We start from the raw sequence: 17,095 nt of genomic DNA on the forward strand, positions 1-17,095 counted from the left end.
CACTGCGTTTGTGCTCCGTGTCAGAGCACGCTCTTGATCCAGCCGCCGTCCACCCGCACGGTTTGCCCCGTTGTCCACGACGAGGCATCCGAAGCGAGGAACAACAGCGCGCCAATCAAGTCGTCCGGTTCGCCGAGAGGCTTAAGCGGCGTAACGGCGCGAAGCATTTCGACATACTGCGGCGGGCGCGCTTTATCGCCCTGTGCAGTGTTCAGTGCCCCCGGCGCAATCGCGTTGACCGTGATACCGCTGGAGCCGAGTTCGGTGGCGAGCCAACTGGTCAGGCCCTGTAGCGCGAGTTTCGATACACCATAAGCGTGAGCAGCGGAGTAGGCGCCACCAGAGCTGATGTTTATAATCCGGCCGTAGGTGCGCGCGGACATGATTGGCGCAACGGCGCGGATGCAATTGAGCGGGCCGGTGAGATTGACATCCAGCGTGCGGCGCCACAGGTCCATCGGGTACTGCAGCAGCGGTTGCAGCACCGGCTCCATGAACGCCGCGGTATTGACCAGGATATCGACGCGTTCGAATGCCTCGCGTGCGAATGCAGCCAGGGCCTCCGTTTCTTCGGGGGATGTGACATCCACTTTGAAGCTGCAAATCGGAAAGCCCTGCTCTTTGAGGCGGGATGCGGTTGCCTCAGCAGCAGTACCGTTGTAATCCGCTGCCACGACATGGGCGCCCGCTTTCGCGAGTGCCTCGCAGAAGACGCTACCAAGGCCGCCACCAGCCCCGGTTACGATAGCCACTTGACCTGTTAGGTTCGCGTTGAAATTGCTCATGTGCTCGAAATCCTTTGCGATGGATGTGATGCATTAGAAATTTGAAAACGGACCAAGCCTATGCGCTCGGTGATGCATCGATTGGATGCCGGCACCGCATAGACCCGCAGTGCCTCCGGTGACACGTCACGCGGCCAGTCGCAACAGTCTCATGATGTTCCCGCCCATGATCTTGGCCTTATCCGTTTCTGAGAACGCCTCGATGTCGTTCAGCCAATCAAGCGGTACGGCGTAGCCTTCAGGATGGGGCCAGTCGCTACCGAACAGCACATTTTCCACCCCGATGAGTTCGGCTAGCCGCTTGATGTCGTCTTCATAGTTGGGGTGAATGTATACGTGTTCGCGGATGGTCTCCAGCGGGTCTTGCTTGAACATCTTCGGTTGCATCTTGTACACGTGATGCATCCGCTCGATCAGCGGGAACAACCAGTAGGCGCCGCATTCGACGTAGCCGACCTTGAGTGTCGGATGTCGGTCGAACACGCCATGGCAGATCAGCGATGCAAGATGATGCTGCACTGCAGTGGCATTCACGTCCATCACGATCTCAAGTGGGTCCTGCTTGTCAAACGGCAGAAACTCGGAACGGCCACCGATACGGTGGCGGGCGTAAACGTCGTTGTAGCCGTTATCCGAGATGTGGAAGGTGACGAAGATCTGATGCTTGGCCAGCAGCGCCCAGACCGAATCAAACTCGGGCGAGCCCATCGAGCGAGAGCCGTGACCGTCCGGCACGTAGGTCGGCCGGATGAGAACGGTGCGCGCGCCATTGTCGATGATCCACTGCGCTTCCTCGAGCGCCAGATCCGGTTTCATCATCGTGATGACTGGCATGCCATAGAATTTACCGTCCTGCCCGAATCCCCACTCTTCCTTTATCCACTGGTTGAGCGAGTGGATGGCGGCGTGGCAGAACGCAGGGTTGTGTCCCATATGACCCTCGATCACGGAAGCGAGCGTTGGATACACCATGGCACCTACCAGGCCGTGCTCCTGCAGCATTTCGTAGCGTCGCGGCGTTTTGTAGGCGTACTCGGGAATACCTTTCTCCACCACATTGAATTCCCGGAACGATTTGCCCTCTGGGTTGTTTCCCCGATAGTAGTCGACATGGCAACCCGGTGCGGCAACCACTTCGAACGTGGGATTCGGGATGTAATCGGAGATCTTTCCGTCGATCGCCAGCTTGGTGCGGCCGTTCACTTGGACGTATTGGATCAGCTGCTCATACTCCTTCGGCAGATGCCTGAGCAGAGCTTCGGGTGGCTCGTAGAAATGATTGTCGCAATCGAAGACGGGGTAGGGCAGTGTGGTTTGCATGTGAGTGGCTTCCGGTAGAGGCGGGTAACTGTAGCGATCTGATAACTGACAGAGTATCAGTTGCGTGGTGGGTTGCCAAGGCTGAATGCAGATTAGAATTTCTTGAATTTCCGATGCGCCTGTGAACGGTCTCGCCGTGCGCAAGCGTTGGGTCAGAAGGTCCCCACCTCACTTTGTCCCAGCTTGAAAGATCGCGATACTGGACACTCGAGTGTGCTCAGGCACCGTTGCCCCCTGTCATCGGCACAAGACTCGCTGGGCAGAACTTTTTCATCGTATATCGCGCGAACGGCGTCGATCGCGTTGGCGGAACGTCTTGGCGATTTCCGATGTATCAGACGACCCAAGTCCTCGAGGAGAGAGGCGAGGAACTGGCCGACAACCGAGATGCTCGTACCGTGCTGACTGACGGGTTGCTATGCGAACCAGGAGAGCGCCAATGGGGGCGGCTCCTCCACGTTGCCGGCGATGGCCGCACCGGCCGCCATCTGCGATGGTGCATGCCCTTCTTCGCGTCAGAGCTCTGATTTCATTCGTTCGATGAATTTCTGGATTGCTGTCTCTTCTCGTTTAAAAAACACCCATTGTCCGATCCGCACTGACGAGACAAGACCCGCGCGATGCAACGCGGCAAGGTGTGCCGATACGGTGGACTGCGACAAGGCACAGCGCGCATTGATCATTCCGGCAGAAACGCCGCAAGTCAGTGGTAGCTCCTGAGCCGAGAAATGAGCCGAAGGTTCGCGGAGCCACGCGAGAATTTGACGGCGGACCGGGTTCGCTAGCGCTTTGTGAATCGCGTCGATGTCGAGATGTGACAGCCGGGCGGACCGCATGGTCTATTCAGGACTTGAGGCGTTTATCGCATTCGATGCGGGCATAAGCAGAATGATTGTGAATCGATTCGAAGTTTTCCGACTCGACGGTGTACGCCTCGATGCGAGGGTCATCGTTCAGGACTTGCGCGACATCCCGCACTAGATCCTCGACAAACCTAGGGTTTTCGTACGCACGCTCCGTAACGAACTTTTCGTCCGGCCTTTTGAGTAGGCCGAAGATCTCGCAAGAAGCCTGCTTTTCTGCGATATCCACCAGATCCTCGATCCATACAATGTCGTTCGTCTCCACGGTCATTGTGATATGAGAACGCTGATTGTGCGCACCGTATCGGGATATCTCCTTGGAGCATGGGCATAGGCTCGTGACGGGTACTACGACGCGCGTTTGGTGAACAAAGACACCGTCGCGAAGCTCGCATGTGAAGGTGACATCGTAGTCAAGCAGGGACCTCACCCCCGAGATCGGTGCCATCTTTTCTACAAAATAGGCAAAGCTCGTTTCGATATGTCCTGTGGCGGCCTCCAAGCGGCCGACCATTTCGTCCAACATCGAACCGAATGAGTCAACCGAGATTTCTCTTTCGACGCTGTTCAATATCTCGATGAAGCGAGACATGTGCGTACCCTTGAAGTGGTGGGGCAGGTGAACGTACATGTTGAACGTCGCGATCGTATGCTGGACACCGCTGGTCTTGTCCTTAACTTTAATTGGGTGTCGAACCGACTTGACCCCGACCCGATCGATTGCGATCTCGCGGGAATCGGGCGCACTCTGTACGTCGGGGATAACGTCTTGGTTGACTTTCTGATCCATCTGAGACTCTCACTGCTCCGAATATACCGACGGTTCGCAGGACGGCGATGACAACAGATATCGCGCCCCCTTCAGTTGCGTTTTCGTGCCTTACGGGCCGTTTGGCAGCGGCAGGTTGCTCTTCAGTGAGGTGAACTCGCCAAGCTGCTGTCCTGCGAGCTTGTTGCGCACGACGTTGCCAGTGGTCCAGTGAGGCGCACGGGGTCGCACTAGTAGATCTCCCGGAAAAGCTGCGTCGTTGACGGCACCAGAGCATTCCGTAACACTCATATCAGGCGGACAGTCGAGCGGATCGATATAGCCCGATCTGGAGCGAGTCTAGCATTCGCACGATAAACTGACAATGTGTTCGTTATTGGGAGGCCCGGTTCTCGTGAGTCTCCGCTTGGCCCGTTCTGGACCGGGCCAGGACACCTTCACGTTATGCCGCAGCGCGAAGGGTGTCTTGGGGGAGCCATCCGTGCAGCGGCGAAAATTCCAGCAGGCACCGTATCACCGCTCTGGCCGCGGTGGCGCATGGCTGTCGCGCATCAGCGGCGGGAGTTGCGGCTGGCACTTGAAGAACGGTCGTCTGCCTGCGATACTTTTTCTACTTTTTGGGTACCTAAATCATGGCCGTATCGAAACGAATTCCGGTCGAAATCTCGCGGGAAGGGCATTCCACGCACGGCGAGCTAGCGTGGTCGGACGAGTTCCTCCTCGGGTATCCAGCGATGGATGACACACATCGGGACTTTGTCTGTTGCGTTGTGGCTCTGCGCGATGCCTCCGAAACCGAGTTCTTTGGGCGATTGCAAGATATGGTCACGCATTGTGAGCAGCATTTCGACCAAGAGGCTCAATGGATGCGCACGACGGAGTTTCCGGCGGCTCAATGCCACATGGACGAACACGAGGCTGTTCTTCGCTCCCTGCGAGCCGCCCTTCAATTCATCGCGAAGGGGGGGGCGCATTCAAGGGTGGCAAGCGTCGCCCTGGCGCTAGCCGATTGGTTCCCGGGCCATGCAACCTATATGGACGCAGCATTGTCGCACTGGATCAGCAAACGAACTTTTGGCGGCATACCAGTTGTCCTGCGGCGACAACTGCCATCAATCAGCCCGGGTTCGGCGCGTAGCGAGGAAGGAGGCTAAAAAATCGGGCTTCTCCGGGTTATGTTTTCGATATTGCAACTGGGCGTCGCGCTCCGCAAAGTGTTGCAAGCATTTGGCTAATGCCTTCGCTCTCGGATGTGCGGGCGTCGTCGAGCATGCTTGGCTCCCATCATGCGTCAATCGAAGCGGACATGGAGATGCTGTGGATGCCGCATGTTGCAGCCACGAATTTGTGGCGGCGGCATGCCGGGGTCCAGACGCAAGTTCGGTAGGCTATCGAGCAGCGCATTGAGCGCTCGCGTCATTTCAAGTCGGGCCAGGTGTTGGCCGATGCAGACATGGGCGCCGTACGCGAATGTCATATGACGGGCGCCGGGCTTGCGAAAGATATCGAATTTTTCAGGATCCTCATATCGGCTCGAGTCGCGACTGGCGGACCCGTTGACTACATGGATCGCCGCCCCTTTGGGAATTGCCATGCCGCCGAGTTCGGTGTCGCGGGTAGTCGTTCGGAAGCCGATCATCACCGGGCCTTCCCAGCGTAGCCCCTCCTCGATGGCGGCGGGCAGGAGCGACCGGTCGCGGCGCAAGGCATCTAGCTGGTCGGGATGGGTCAGCAACCCGACGAGAAGATTGCTGGTGCCGCGATAGGTGGTATCTCCCGCAGCGTTGATCAACTGACGCATAAACGAGATCAGCACATCCTTCGGCAGGCGCTCACCGTCTACCTCTACCTGTGTCAGCGCGCTGACGAGATCGCCCCCCGGTTGAGCATAGCGTGCTTCTGTCAGCGCTTCGTAATAGGCGCCAAGCTTGGCACTGGCTTCCATCGCTCTAGCGACATCGACGCCGGCTACGGTTAGCGCTACCGCGAGCTTGTGGAAGACTCGTATGTCGTCACTGGGAAGCCCCAACTGCCGGTAGATGATGTGGAACGGAAAGAGAGAGGTGAAATCTACGACCAAGTCAGCCTTGCCTTTGTCGACGAACGGCTTCATCAGATCATCGACCACGGGCTGCACGAATGAATCCCCCCATTGCGCGACCACGCCGGGCATGAATGCGCGTTGGAAAATGCGACGGAATTGCGTATGTTCAGGCGCATCCATCGTCGTAACGGTGCGACCGAAGCCGGGGCCCAGCATCCGTTCGAAAATCTTATTGCTGAAAATTTCCGGGTGGCTGTAGACGTATTGGGCCAGATCGTAGCCGAACACGGTGAAATGCCGCATGTCCGCTGTAGTGACATCGGGCGGCAATCCAAAGAGGCACTTGTACTCGATAGGATGGACCAGCGCCTGCCGCTGCCATTGACTGATGGGGCCGTAGACGTCGGCGATGTCGAGCCCCTGAGCGCCGTCGAACGCTTCAAACGGGTTGTAGCTCGGATCGTCAAAGTCCTGGATACGCGGCAGTGTGCTCATAGGGTTCCGTGATAGACAAAGGCTCAATGATCAAGCTGTGGCTCACCGCTGATCACGCACCGATGTTCGATGGCGGCGGTGTCCGACGTTTTCCGCAGAGCTGTCAGAGTTGCGAGTCCGGGAGATGCACGACCAATCCATCAAGCTCGGAGCGTAGTACGATTTGGCAGGCAAGCCGGCTCGTCGGCGCCGTATTGAGAAGGCCGTCGATCATCATTGCCTCGTCCTCGGAGGGCGCAGGAAGCCTTTCGGACCATGGCGCCTCGATATATGCCTGGCAGGTGCCGCAGGTGAGGCATCCACCGCAATCGGCAAGGATGCCCGGCACTTGCTGAGCCAGCGCAAGTTGCATCACGGATTGGCCCTGCTCGCCCTGCACCGTATAGGCGTTCTGTTTGTGGATGAAGGTAACTTGAATCATGAAAACTCCAATATGCGGTGTCAGTGGCTCCAAACCAGCGGCAGGTTTTCCAACTGGATGATAAAGGCGATGTGAGAGGTGATAACGGCACCGTCCGCAACACGGAACGGCGGCAGTGCGGCGAGCAGTTCCGTCAGCCCAATGACGAGTTCTCGGCGGGCGAGCGCGGCACCCAGGCAGCGATGCACGCCGCCGCCAAAGCTCAGGTGACGAGGTTTGCGATCCAGCTTCACTGTCTGCGGCTCGTCGAATGCTTCCGGGTCGTTGTTTGCCAGCGGGGTCGGCAGGGCGATCATGTCGCCGGGCATCAGCTTGATGCCGTTGATAGTCGTTTCCTTGATGCAACGGCGGTTGGTGGTCACTGCGGCATACGCGCGCAGCAGCTCCTCGATGGCGTCCGGAATCTGCGCCGGGTTTTGCCGGAGCGCAGCTTGGTGTTTCGGGTGTTCGGCGAGATGCCGTACCTGCCAACCGAGGTTGGTGGAGACGGTGTCAAGGCCGCCAATAAAAAGGTTGAAGCAAAAGCCCAGCAACTCGTTTTCATCCAGTCCACGACCCTGTACATCGGCGGAGATCGCATAGCTCACCAGATCGTCTCCCGGTTGCAGACGCCGTTGCCCGATTAGCTCGCGCAGAAAGGCCACTACAGCGATTGTCGCCTCACGCGCTTCGGCGATACTCTTCGGGTGAATGAGCTTGAACTCCCAATCGAGGAATTGGTCGATTCGGCTCATCGGAAGATCCATCAGCCCTAGGAACACCGCGATCGGGTAGCGCAATGCCATGTCGCGAACGAAGTCGCACTCGCCCTTGTCCTTGAAATCTTCGATGACGTCGCGCGCCATCTTGCGTATGCTTGCGTCGACTGCCGCCATGCGTTTGGGCGTGAACAGCGGATTCATCATGGAACGATGGAACGTATGCAGTGGCGGGTCGCTCTCGGCTGGCACGAGGTTCCAGTTGCCCCCTTCGAGTTCCGCGAACGGGGCGAAGTCCCGGTTCGAGAAATGCTCGGTATCGAGGTAGATCGCCTCGATGTCCTGGAGGCGACGAAACACCCATAGCGGTCCCATGCCGTGGTAGCCGTCAAGCGTGTAGAAAGCTGCCGGGCCGTCAATCAGTTCCGGGATGAGCGTTCGATATGGGTTATCGGTCGTTGCGCGCCCCAAAGGAAACGGGAAAGGGCGCACCAACTCCTTGGAGACATGACGAGGCAGCGTTTCCAGCGTGACCGGGCCAGAAGTCTTGACCATTTTGTCTCCTTTGCCGTGAATATGCCGGCCGTTCATTGCTGGCGCATGCACCAGCGGTACCGGTAGTAAGTAGGCGGGTGCGCTTTTTCTATAACTGACTATCAATCAGTTTATGCCCCGAGTGCTGTGGTTGTCAACGACAGGCAACCGCTAGGAATGCTGGCTGCCTAAGGTCTCGGGTGCGCCAGATTGCACCGTTATGCGTGGCGGATCGTAATTTTGCCCAGGTGCTGGCTGTCGTGCATGCAGGTGTAAGCAGCAGGCGCCTCGTCGAACGGAAAAGTGCGTGCGACGATCGGCTTTAGTCGGTGGTATGCGATCGCACGATTCATCGCCTCGAAGCTATCGCGGCTGCCCACGTGGATGTGATGGAATCGGACGAAACGTCCGAAGAACGCTGGACCGAAGCCGCTGTCCGGTGCTCCCGTAAGCAGACCCACGACGCTGATGCGCCCACCGCGTTTCGTAGACAGGATGGACTTCGGCATCGTGCCAGCGCCGCCGAGTTCGGCAACTACGTCGACGCCTTCTCCATCTGTGAATCGAAAGACCTCTTGTTCCCAGTTGGGGTGAGTCAGATAGTTGATGACCTCGTCTGCCCCCAGTGATCTCAGCCGTTCGGCCTTCGCATCGCTCGAAGTCGTGGCGATGACACGAGCACCGAACAACTTGGCGAACTGAAGGACGAACAGCGAAACACCACCGCTTCCCAAGGTTAGGACCGTCTGCCCCGGCAGGAGAGGCGCATAGCCACAGACCGCATTCCAAGCGGTCACAGCAGCGCAAGGCAGTGTGGCGCCTTCCTCAAAGCTGAGGTGTTCGGGCAGGCGGACGACGGACTCGACATCCAGGAGGACATACTCTGACAGCATGCCGTTGCAATCGCCGCCGCGACCGATACCCAGGTCGAGGCGCTCGCCTGAGATCCAGCCGTCAACGTATGTACCACAGATTCGGTCACCCAACTTAACGCGACGTACATCCGAGCCGATGGCGGTTACCTCGCCGGCGCCGTCCGACAAGGGTACGATGCCTGCTTGTACCAAGGGGCCGAAGAAGCCGTTCGCGATCATCAGGTCGCGTGCATTAATGGCACTGGCGTGAACCCGCATCACAACTTCCCGCGGGCCAGGCTCGGGAGCGGGAACATTGACTTGCTTCAAGCCATCCGGCCCGGTGAAGGATTGCAGCTCGAATTGCTTCATGTCCGCGATAGAGTAAAGACTAAATTGAAGGGCCTAGAAACTGTTGCTTAGCCCAGCCCAGTTCGAACGGTGTGATGGCGGCGGCGGCGAAGCGCAGACGCGTGTACCGCCAGCCCGCCGGTGTACGTGAGTAGTCGTTGACGTACTTGCCTAGCGTCCACAGCGCTTGACTCGCGCCGCGATCGGGCGGTGTCGTAGATGTCACGATCGCATGCCACTCGCCGTGGGCCGAGTCTCCGTCCACGACGATCAGCGGATTGGTCACGTAGTGAACGATGAAGGGGATTGCCTGGAAGCTGCGAAATAATTCCGCGATGGCTTCACGCCCCTGAGCGCACCCGGGGGGGCCTTCCCAAATGCCGTCGTCGACGAACAGATTAGCCACGGCTAGGGGTTGGCAATGAGTGGGGCCTTGCCATCCTCCATCGTTCAAGTCCACATAGCGCGCTTGCAGTTGGGCGATTTCATGCTGGTCTTCGAGAATACGCAAGCGCTCTTCCAACGTTCGTTGCATTGAGCCTCCTTCGACAATGGATAAGCTACGCATGAATCCGTTCGCAAAGCGGCGCCCTACGCAACGGCGCGACCGGTCTCGCCGAGACGATGCACGGTGAGCTGCGCGCCCTCGTGCCAGGGGTAGACGGTTTCGACGACGCGCCGATATGAGTAGCGGCAGATTCGCCACTGACCGTGTTCCTTTCGGTAGTGGTCGTGGATGATTCCGCTGCCGTCCATCACCGTATTCGACGGCACGTGTAGCGCCCAGTCTTGGAAATACCAGATGCCTTCGGCCGTATCGGGCCCGGTCAGAATGATCTCCGGCATGTGGCCGAAGTGGCGGGCGGCCGACTGCGAATTCAACGCACTCGCGACTGCTTCAATAAAGTCCTCGCGGTTGTTGAACTCGAAGTGATAGTTGCCGCCTTTGAGGTCGGTGACTAGGTCCTCGGTTAGCAGGCTGCGAAACAGGTCATAGTCACCGGTGTCCATCGCGCGAAAGTAGCGGGCACGCACTGCCTTGATGGCTTCGATATCCTCTGCGTTGAAGTTGCTCATCGCGGTTTCTCCATGAATCCACGTGGTTAACAGGATTAGCGTCGATCTTCAAGAATCAGGTCTGCGGCTCGCCAAGCCATTGCCATCACCGGGCCGTTGGTATTGCCGGAGGGCATGGACGGCATCACAGAGCAGTCCATGACGCGCAGACCTTCGTCGCCATGTACTCGTAATCGCGAATCGACCACGGCCGCTGCATCGCCAGCGGGGCCCATCTTGCATGTGCCCACGACGTGGTAGCCCGGTGTGCCGAAACGCTGGTACTGATCGATGATGTCCTCGTCCGTTTGCACGTCCGCGCCGGGCCGAGTTTCCTCGGCGATGTACTTTGCGATCGGAGCTTGACCCATCAGCTTGCGCTGAAAGCGAAACATACGAACCGTCGTCTCGCAATCGTAGGTGGCAGACAGGTAATTGGGACGGATGATCGGAGGAGCGGCCGGATCGGGAGAGCTGAGCCTGATGCTGCCTTGACTCTGCGGCCTCAAGACATACGTAAAGCAGACCATGCCGTGTTCTCGCTCGAACGCCAGCCGCGGCGCGGCCAGATCGAGCGAGAACGGGGCCATCACGATTTGAACGTCGGGCCGATCGAGCGACGGATCGCTGCGTAAGAAGCCGCTGCAATCGAACGAGCCGGTGGCGAGAAGCCCCGTCCTGCTCGCCAGGTAGCGCAGTGCGTTTTTTCCTAGCCGCCAACCGCTGTACTGACGGTTCGCGCTGAGCTCGCGATTGAGGCGGTATTGGGTCAGCAGAAGGCGGTGCTCGCGCAGGTTCTTCCCGACACCGGGCAAGTCGACGGCACAGCGAATGCCCAGATCCTGCAATTCAGTGCCGCAACCCACGCCCGAGCGTTGTAACAGTAGCGGTGATTCGAGCGCACCTGCACTTACGATGATTTCGCGGCGGGCTTCGAAAGTCAGCGCTTCGCCATTGCGGCGCCCGATGACTCGCTTGGCACGCCGACCAACGAAGGTGATCGTCTCGACCATCACGTTCGTTTCGACAATGAGATTGCGCCGCCAGCGAACGGGATGCAGGAATGCGACGGCGGCACTTTGCCGCCGGCCACCCGAGATCGTGGTCGTATTGTGGCCGATTCCTTCTTGATCCGGGCGGTTCAAATCATCACGTCGAGGCAGCCCCATAGCCTCGCCCGCAGCGACAAAGGCTTTCGTCAACTCGCTGGCGGGCATCACAGAGAGTTTCAACGCGCCGGACTTGCCGCGCACCCCATCGTCTCCCATTGAATGACATTCGATTCGACGAAAGGTCTCGGACATGTTGCTCCAGCTCCAACCCGGGTTGCCGGCGGTTTCCCAGTCGTCGTAGTCCTGCGGTTGGCAGCGTACGTACAACATGCCGTTGACAGCGCTAGTGCCGCCAAGGGTCTTGCCGCGAATCCACGGCTCGCCGCCGTGTCCAGCGGCTTCGTCCGCCGTGGTCTGGTAATGCCACATGTAACGCGGATCCGACGAAATCTTGCCGTAACCTTTGGGCATGTGGATGAGCGGATTCTTGTCTTCCGGTCCGGCCTCGATCAGCAACACGTCGCACTGCGGGTTTTCCGAAAGCCGGTTCGCCAGCACGCAGCCGGCCGAACCGGCTCCGATGATGATGTAGTCGTAGGATTTCATGGGTGGCCAAGAGCGGGCAATATCGCTGTCGATCCGATCAACTTTCCCAGACAGCGAGCAACTCGTCGCTGTGAACAACGCTGGCGAGCACGGGCATCGTATTGCGTAGCACTGCCTCGGCATACTCGTCGGGCACCCCGGCCACGCAATCGCGCGGGATCACGACCCGGTAGCCCAACGCGACGGCCTCGGCACACATCGCGATCAGGCCGACGTTGAGTGAGACGCCGGTAGCTACGACGGTTCGAATGCCGAGATTGCGCAATGTGATGTCCAACGACGTGCCGGTGAACGGAGACATGCCGTGGTAGCGGCCCGAGACGATGTCCTCCCGCCGTGCGGCCAGTTCGGGCACGATCTCGACATCCGGTGTGCCCTCGATCATGCCATCTGCCTTCGCGCTGCGCGCAAGCATCGGGCAGTTGGTTGCCGAGCCCTTGCGGTCTGCGCGATGTAAAGCGTTGCAGTAGGCGATCTGCACGCCTGCATTCCTAGCGGCGGCGATCAATCTGGCGAGTTGTGGCACCACCCCGCGATTCGCTACAGCATGCACCAATGGCTCGATCGGACTGAGATCTCCGACGACGCCGCGCTGCATTTCCATGCAGAGCACGGCAGTCGAGGGCGGCGACAGGTGTGACTTCAAGTCGATGGCCATAGCATCCCCTCAGCCTATCGAAATGCCTGTGTCGACGGACAGACAGGCGCCGTGCAAGGACGGCGACAGGTCCGAGGCCACGTACAATATCAGGCGCGCGACATCGTCGGGCTGCGATGGCGCTCGCATATTGCAGAAACGCTGGACCAAAGACATGTCGATGCCTTCGGGCAGTTCGGTGTGGCGTCCCATGTCCGTATCCATCGCGCCTGGCGCGACCGCGTTGATTCGGATGGGTTGGTGCATGAACTCCATCGCCATGCAACGCGTCATGTGGATCAGGCCGGCTTTCGACGTCGAGTAAGGCACCAGGTAAGCCTGAGCTTTGAGGCCGCCTGAAGAAGCGACATTGACGATGTTGCCTCTCGTTTGAAGCAAGTGCGGGATCGCCGCTTGGCAGAGGTAGAACGGCCCGCTCAGATTGACGGCCAGAGTACGGTTCCAGTACGCCTCGGACACGTCGCCCGCACTGCACAGCCCAACGATGCCCGCAACGTTGCATAAAGCGTCAAGACGCCCATAGCGTTCGACGGTAGCAGCAATCGCTGCATCGCAGTTTGCTTTCGCGGATACGTCCACAGCCTGGGTCATGCATCGGCGGCCCATTGCTTCAATCTCGGAGCGCACTTCGGCCAAGCCGTCCTCGTTGACGTCGAGTAAGCTCAGATCGGCGCCATGCTCGGCGAATAGCAGCGCTGTCGATTTGCCCAATCCCGACGCCGCGCCGGTGACAAAGACCGCCTTCCCCTCGAATGAAATCCTCATTTCTGGGCCTGTTTCATTTTGATGGCGAGATCGACGGCGGCAAGTCCCTCGACCGCCAGGCCATAGCCGAGGCCATCTTCGAGCAGACGTTTCCAGCGCATCGTGAAGCAAGTTCGGGTATAGCGCACCGTCAGCGGGGGCTTTTGAAGGATTTGCAACGCAAGCTCCTTCGCCCGGGGCAAAAGCTGGCCGGGCTCCACGACCTCGTTGACCACGCCGAGCGCCAACGCTTCCTGAGCGTTTAACGTCTGTCCGGTAATCAGGAAGTAGCGGCCGCGGTTGCTGCCGAGCAGTTCGGTCCAGACGATATGGACGCCATCGCCCGGTACGGTGTAATAGGGAAAATGGGGGAAATCCTGGAACGTCGCGGTGGACGAGGCCAACGTGACGTCGGAAAGCACGGCTAGTTCTGCGTGAATGGTGGCAGGTCCATTGACAGCGCCGATCACGGGCATCTCCAGATCCAGCAGGTTGCGCAGCAGGCGCTTGCCTTCGGAATGGACGGTCTCGAAATCACTGGGCGTGTCCATCGGCTTGTCCCAGTTGATCTGGTTGATGAATGCGTCGCCGGTGCCGGTGATGATGACGAGACGGTTATCACGGTCGCGTCCGATATCGTAAAACGCGTCTGTCCAATCGGCATGATGTTGAGATTGATAGACCACGGGGCCGCCGTTGGAGTGTAGACGCATAACGAGGATGCCGTTGTCGTCTCGTTCAAAAGCGATCGTCGGGTATTTATCGAAATATGCAGGCCTCACGTGACTCCTCCGAGAATGATGGGCGTCGATTGCGTAACGGCATTACGCAGGCTGCGGGTCACATGCCGGCCTAGCGTCGCCGCGAGTGGTTCGAAAATTGACACATCGTCAGTAATGCTCGATACTACCTTGGCTGTTCCAGTGCGTGCAAGCGGGTATTTCAACAGGAGGCAGTGATGAACAAGTCTGTCGAGCCGGCGCTCGGCTCGAACGCCGATGAGGCATTGATTCCTAAGGCGCCTTATCTGTCACAGGAATTTCTGCAGCTCGAGAAGACGCGTCTATGGTCCAAAGTTTGGCTCATGGCTTGCCGCGAAAGCGATGTGGCACAACCGGGCAACTATGTTGTATTCAACGTCGCCGACGAGTCGATTGTCGTCATGCGTGACGTCGCGGACGGTGTGTTGCGCGCGTTCTTCAACATTTGTCAGCACCGCGGTCGTCGATTGCTGTCGGGGCAGGGCAGCGTCAACAAGCTGGTCTGCAAATACCATGGCTGGCGCTGGAACACCGACGGTACCAACGACGAAATCATCGATCAAGCTGATTGGGGCGGGACGCTGTCGAAGGACGACGTCGCACTCAAGCCGCTCAAGCTCGATACTTGGGGAGGCTGGGTTTTCGTGCATATGGACGCGGACCATCCCCAGTCTCTGCAGGACTGGCTGGCTCCCGTGGTGCATGCTTTCCGCAACTACAGGTTCGAGGAATTCAGCCCCGTGTGGATGCGCTCGGTTACGCTGCCGTGCAACTGGAAGGTGGCGCTGGACGTCTTTATCGAGGGTTATCACGCACAGACGGCACATCGGCAGTTCAATCCGGTTTCTGGTGACAACCGTTGGACGGCGGTGGCCCATGGTGTGCATTCCATGTTTCATTCAAGGGTGATTCCGGTGCTCGGGGATCCGTCGCCGAACATCAAAGCCCTCCAGGGCCTGCCGGAGGACGAATCGCTGTTTCTCGATGCGAAAGATCGAGCCCAGAAGATTCATACCTATTTCATGCTGCTTAACCGCGACACTGGCGCCTTGTTTACCGAGCGCAAGGTCCGAGCGATGGCCCGGCTCGCGAATGAGCTGCCGACAGACGCATCCTACATGGATACGCTGCTGGCGATGGACCGTCTGCACCGGGAGGAGGGCAAGAAAGATGGCCTGAACTGGGATCAGTTCACGCTTGAGGATGTCGGTGCCGTCGGCCTGGACTGGAACATCTTCCCGAATATCGCGTTTCTGCCCCAAGAAGACGGTGCCCTCGTCTACCGAGCTCGCCCGAATGGTAACGACCCGGATTCCTGTGTTTTCGACATCTATTCGCTCGAACGCTTCGCACCAGGCAAGGCGCCTAAGCCGCAGGTGGAAGTCATTCGAGACTGGCGGGATACAAGCTGGCCCCGCGTCTTCGTTCAGGACTTCGAGAATCTGAATGAAATCCAGCAGGGGATGAAGTCGCAGGCATTTACCGTCGGTCGCGCCAACCCGATTGCGGAGCTGACCAATATCAACCTGCATTATCACGTTCGCCGCTACGTACTCGGTGGCGAGAACTGACGAGTCCAGTGGCCTGCCGTGCTAACCCTGCAGGAGATTTCCGACCGGCTCGAGATCCAGCAACTGGCTGTCGATTATGCTCACGCGATCGACAGTCGATGCTTCGATTTGCTCGATCGCGTATTCACCCCCGATGCCTATATCGACTACAGGGTGTTCGGTGGCATTGACGGCCGATACCCTGAGGTCAAGCTTTGGCTCAGGGATGTTCTTTCAGCAGCCCCGGCCTATCAACACCTCGTTGGCAACTTCGACTTGAAGATCGACGCGGACCGAGGGTGCGGCCGCATCATGTGTCTGAACCCGGTCGGGGTTCCAGTCGATGAGGGGAAGCGCGGTATGCGCATGGCGTTCTACGCTCTCTGGTACATGGATACCTATATACGTACTGTCGATGGTTGGCGTATCTCCTCTCGCATGGAGGAGAAGGCCTTCGATCCCTGGTATCGGGGGTGAATCGGCCCGGCCCGCGAGGCGCTCGACCGATCCACTGAATAGGCGGGGCGATCGCCGCCACACCACAACATGAGGAACGCGGATATGTCCTTGGTACTTTACGAAGTAGACAGTCAGGTTGCGATTCTTACCCTTAACCGTCCCGATCAACGCAACGCCCAGAATCCCCCCTTGCTCGAAGAGCTGGACGCGGCGTTCGATCGCGCGATCGCCGACGACGACGTGCGCGTCATCGTGTTAAATGCCGCCGGCAAGCATTTCTCGGCCGGACACGATATCTCGCCCGACGTACTCACCTACGAGCCCTGGGCGAGCATGTTCTCTGATGTAGAGCGCACCGGGCTGCTGCGCATGTATAACTGGGAGACGAAGCACTTTCTCGGCTACGCGCGGAAGTGGCGCGAATTGCCGAAGCCCACCATTGCGTCGGTGCAAGGAGCCTGTATCGCCGCGGGGCTGATGCTCGTGTGGCCTATGGACCTGATCGTCGCCGCCGACAACGCGAAGTTCAGCGACCCCGTGGTGATGATGGGATGCGGTGGTGTCGAATACCACGGCCACACCTGGGAGCTCGGTCCCCGCAAGGCCAAGGAAATGCTGTTCACAGGTGCATTCATCGACGCTCACGAAGCTCACCGGCTCGGGATGGTCAATCGCGTAGTTCCGCTTGAGCAGTTGGGCGCTGAAACGATGGCCCTGGCTCGTCAAATCGCGCAGCGGCATCCTCATCCGCTGCTGATGGCCAAGCGAGCCGTCAATCAGACAATGGATATCATGGGCATGGATGCCGCCGTCAAAGCGGTGTTCGATATTCACTCGCTGGGTCATGCCAATGCGTGGGCCACTTGTGGCCAGCCCACCATCGCCGGCTTGGCAGAGATGGCGCCGGCCAATAAGGCGGCGCGGCAGACAGCGGATTAAAGTCGCCTCGCTAGTGTCCCGTTCCGTTGTTAACTGACCTATGTTCACGTAGGATGCTGATATCAACGGAACGGGAGATATCAGCATGGTGATGGGGCGACCGAAGGCGGAACTCGTGCTGACCGAAGATGAACAA

General features: G+C 58.8%; 18 protein-coding genes. 4 read left to right on the top strand and 14 right to left on the bottom strand.

All coding sequences use genetic code 11. From position 1 onward, the window contains the following. Positions 1–20: 20 nt before the first annotated feature. The 4 genes from VSR68_RS35370 to folE2 all read right to left on the bottom strand — a co-directional run bounded on the left by VSR68_RS35370 (position 21) and on the right by folE2 (position 3,758). On the bottom strand, positions 21–785 hold the full coding sequence (locus VSR68_RS35370) for an SDR family oxidoreductase (protein ID WP_342944200.1): 765 nt from the start codon (positions 783–785) through the stop codon (positions 21–23). Positions 786–911: 126 nt separating this feature from the next. Continuing rightward, complete coding sequence (locus VSR68_RS35375; protein ID WP_342944201.1) at positions 912–2,105, bottom strand: amidohydrolase family protein; 1,194 nt, start codon at positions 2,103–2,105, stop codon at positions 912–914. A 515-nt stretch (positions 2,106–2,620) separates the two neighbouring features. Continuing rightward, positions 2,621–2,941 (bottom strand): ArsR/SmtB family transcription factor, encoded by a 321-nt coding sequence (locus tag VSR68_RS35380; protein ID WP_342944202.1) that lies wholly within the window; start codon positions 2,939–2,941, stop codon positions 2,621–2,623. Positions 2,942–2,948: 7 nt separating this feature from the next. Then, positions 2,949–3,758: a GTP cyclohydrolase FolE2 gene (gene folE2 / locus VSR68_RS35385; protein ID WP_342944203.1), complete on the bottom strand. Its 810-nt coding sequence runs from the start codon at positions 3,756–3,758 to the stop codon at positions 2,949–2,951. Positions 3,759–4,369: 611 nt separating this feature from the next. On the opposite strand from folE2, the gene VSR68_RS35390 reads away from it, so the two are divergent. Beyond that, positions 4,370–4,891 (top strand): hemerythrin domain-containing protein, encoded by a 522-nt coding sequence (locus VSR68_RS35390; protein ID WP_342944204.1) that lies wholly within the window; start codon positions 4,370–4,372, stop codon positions 4,889–4,891. Positions 4,892–5,028: 137 nt separating this feature from the next. Here the strand turns inward: VSR68_RS35390 and VSR68_RS35395 are convergent, their stop codons facing one another. From VSR68_RS35395 to VSR68_RS35440, 10 genes are all read right to left on the bottom strand, one after another. Then, positions 5,029–6,276 (bottom strand): cytochrome P450, encoded by a 1,248-nt coding sequence (locus VSR68_RS35395; protein WP_342944205.1) that lies wholly within the window; start codon positions 6,274–6,276, stop codon positions 5,029–5,031. 103 nt (positions 6,277–6,379) lie between these two features. Then, a complete protein-coding gene (locus VSR68_RS35400) occupies positions 6,380–6,697 on the bottom strand; it encodes a 2Fe-2S iron-sulfur cluster-binding protein (RefSeq protein WP_342944206.1) in 318 nt (105 codons plus the stop codon). A 20-nt stretch (positions 6,698–6,717) separates the two neighbouring features. After that, on the bottom strand, positions 6,718–7,950 hold the full coding sequence (locus VSR68_RS35405) for a cytochrome P450 (RefSeq protein WP_342944207.1): 1,233 nt from the start codon (positions 7,948–7,950) through the stop codon (positions 6,718–6,720). A 197-nt stretch (positions 7,951–8,147) separates the two neighbouring features. Beyond that, the gene (locus VSR68_RS35410) at positions 8,148–9,155 is read right to left on the bottom strand and encodes an NAD(P)-dependent alcohol dehydrogenase (RefSeq protein ID WP_342944208.1); all 1,008 of its coding nucleotides are present in this window, start codon (positions 9,153–9,155) and stop codon (positions 8,148–8,150) included. A gap of 19 nt (positions 9,156–9,174) precedes the next feature. Continuing rightward, complete coding sequence (locus tag VSR68_RS35415; RefSeq protein WP_342944209.1) at positions 9,175–9,669, bottom strand: nuclear transport factor 2 family protein; 495 nt, start codon at positions 9,667–9,669, stop codon at positions 9,175–9,177. Between the two features lie 56 nt (positions 9,670–9,725). Next, complete coding sequence (locus VSR68_RS35420; protein WP_342944210.1) at positions 9,726–10,211, bottom strand: nuclear transport factor 2 family protein; 486 nt, start codon at positions 10,209–10,211, stop codon at positions 9,726–9,728. Between the two features lie 35 nt (positions 10,212–10,246). Beyond that, positions 10,247–11,848 (bottom strand): GMC family oxidoreductase, encoded by a 1,602-nt coding sequence (locus tag VSR68_RS35425; protein ID WP_342944211.1) that lies wholly within the window; start codon positions 11,846–11,848, stop codon positions 10,247–10,249. Between the two features lie 37 nt (positions 11,849–11,885). Beyond that, positions 11,886–12,506, bottom strand: coding sequence for a cysteine hydrolase (locus VSR68_RS35430; RefSeq protein ID WP_342944212.1), 621 nt, complete (start codon positions 12,504–12,506; stop codon positions 11,886–11,888). Positions 12,507–12,515: 9 nt separating this feature from the next. Further along, positions 12,516–13,271, bottom strand: a complete 756-nt coding sequence (locus VSR68_RS35435) for an SDR family oxidoreductase (RefSeq protein WP_342944222.1) — start codon at positions 13,269–13,271, stop codon at positions 12,516–12,518. Then, positions 13,268–14,032, bottom strand: a complete 765-nt coding sequence (locus tag VSR68_RS35440) for an enoyl-CoA hydratase/isomerase family protein (protein ID WP_342944213.1) — start codon at positions 14,030–14,032, stop codon at positions 13,268–13,270. The genes VSR68_RS35435 and VSR68_RS35440 overlap by 4 nt, the downstream gene beginning before the upstream one ends. 176 nt (positions 14,033–14,208) lie before the next feature. On the opposite strand from VSR68_RS35440, the gene VSR68_RS35445 reads away from it, so the two are divergent. From VSR68_RS35445 to VSR68_RS35455, 3 genes are all read left to right on the top strand, one after another. After that, positions 14,209–15,582 carry an aromatic ring-hydroxylating dioxygenase subunit alpha gene (locus VSR68_RS35445; RefSeq protein ID WP_342944214.1) on the top strand — a complete coding sequence of 458 codons (1,374 nt, stop codon included), beginning with the start codon at positions 14,209–14,211 and terminating at the stop codon, positions 15,580–15,582. A gap of 18 nt (positions 15,583–15,600) precedes the next feature. Then, positions 15,601–16,038: a nuclear transport factor 2 family protein gene (locus tag VSR68_RS35450; RefSeq protein ID WP_342944215.1), complete on the top strand. Its 438-nt coding sequence runs from the start codon at positions 15,601–15,603 to the stop codon at positions 16,036–16,038. 84 nt (positions 16,039–16,122) lie between these two features. Beyond that, complete coding sequence (locus VSR68_RS35455; RefSeq protein ID WP_342944216.1) at positions 16,123–16,959, top strand: enoyl-CoA hydratase; 837 nt, start codon at positions 16,123–16,125, stop codon at positions 16,957–16,959. The last annotated feature ends 136 nt before the right edge of the window (positions 16,960–17,095 follow it).

The organism is Paraburkholderia phymatum, assembly GCF_038900715.1.
Classification (GTDB): domain Bacteria; phylum Pseudomonadota; class Gammaproteobacteria; order Burkholderiales; family Burkholderiaceae; genus Paraburkholderia; species Paraburkholderia phymatum_A.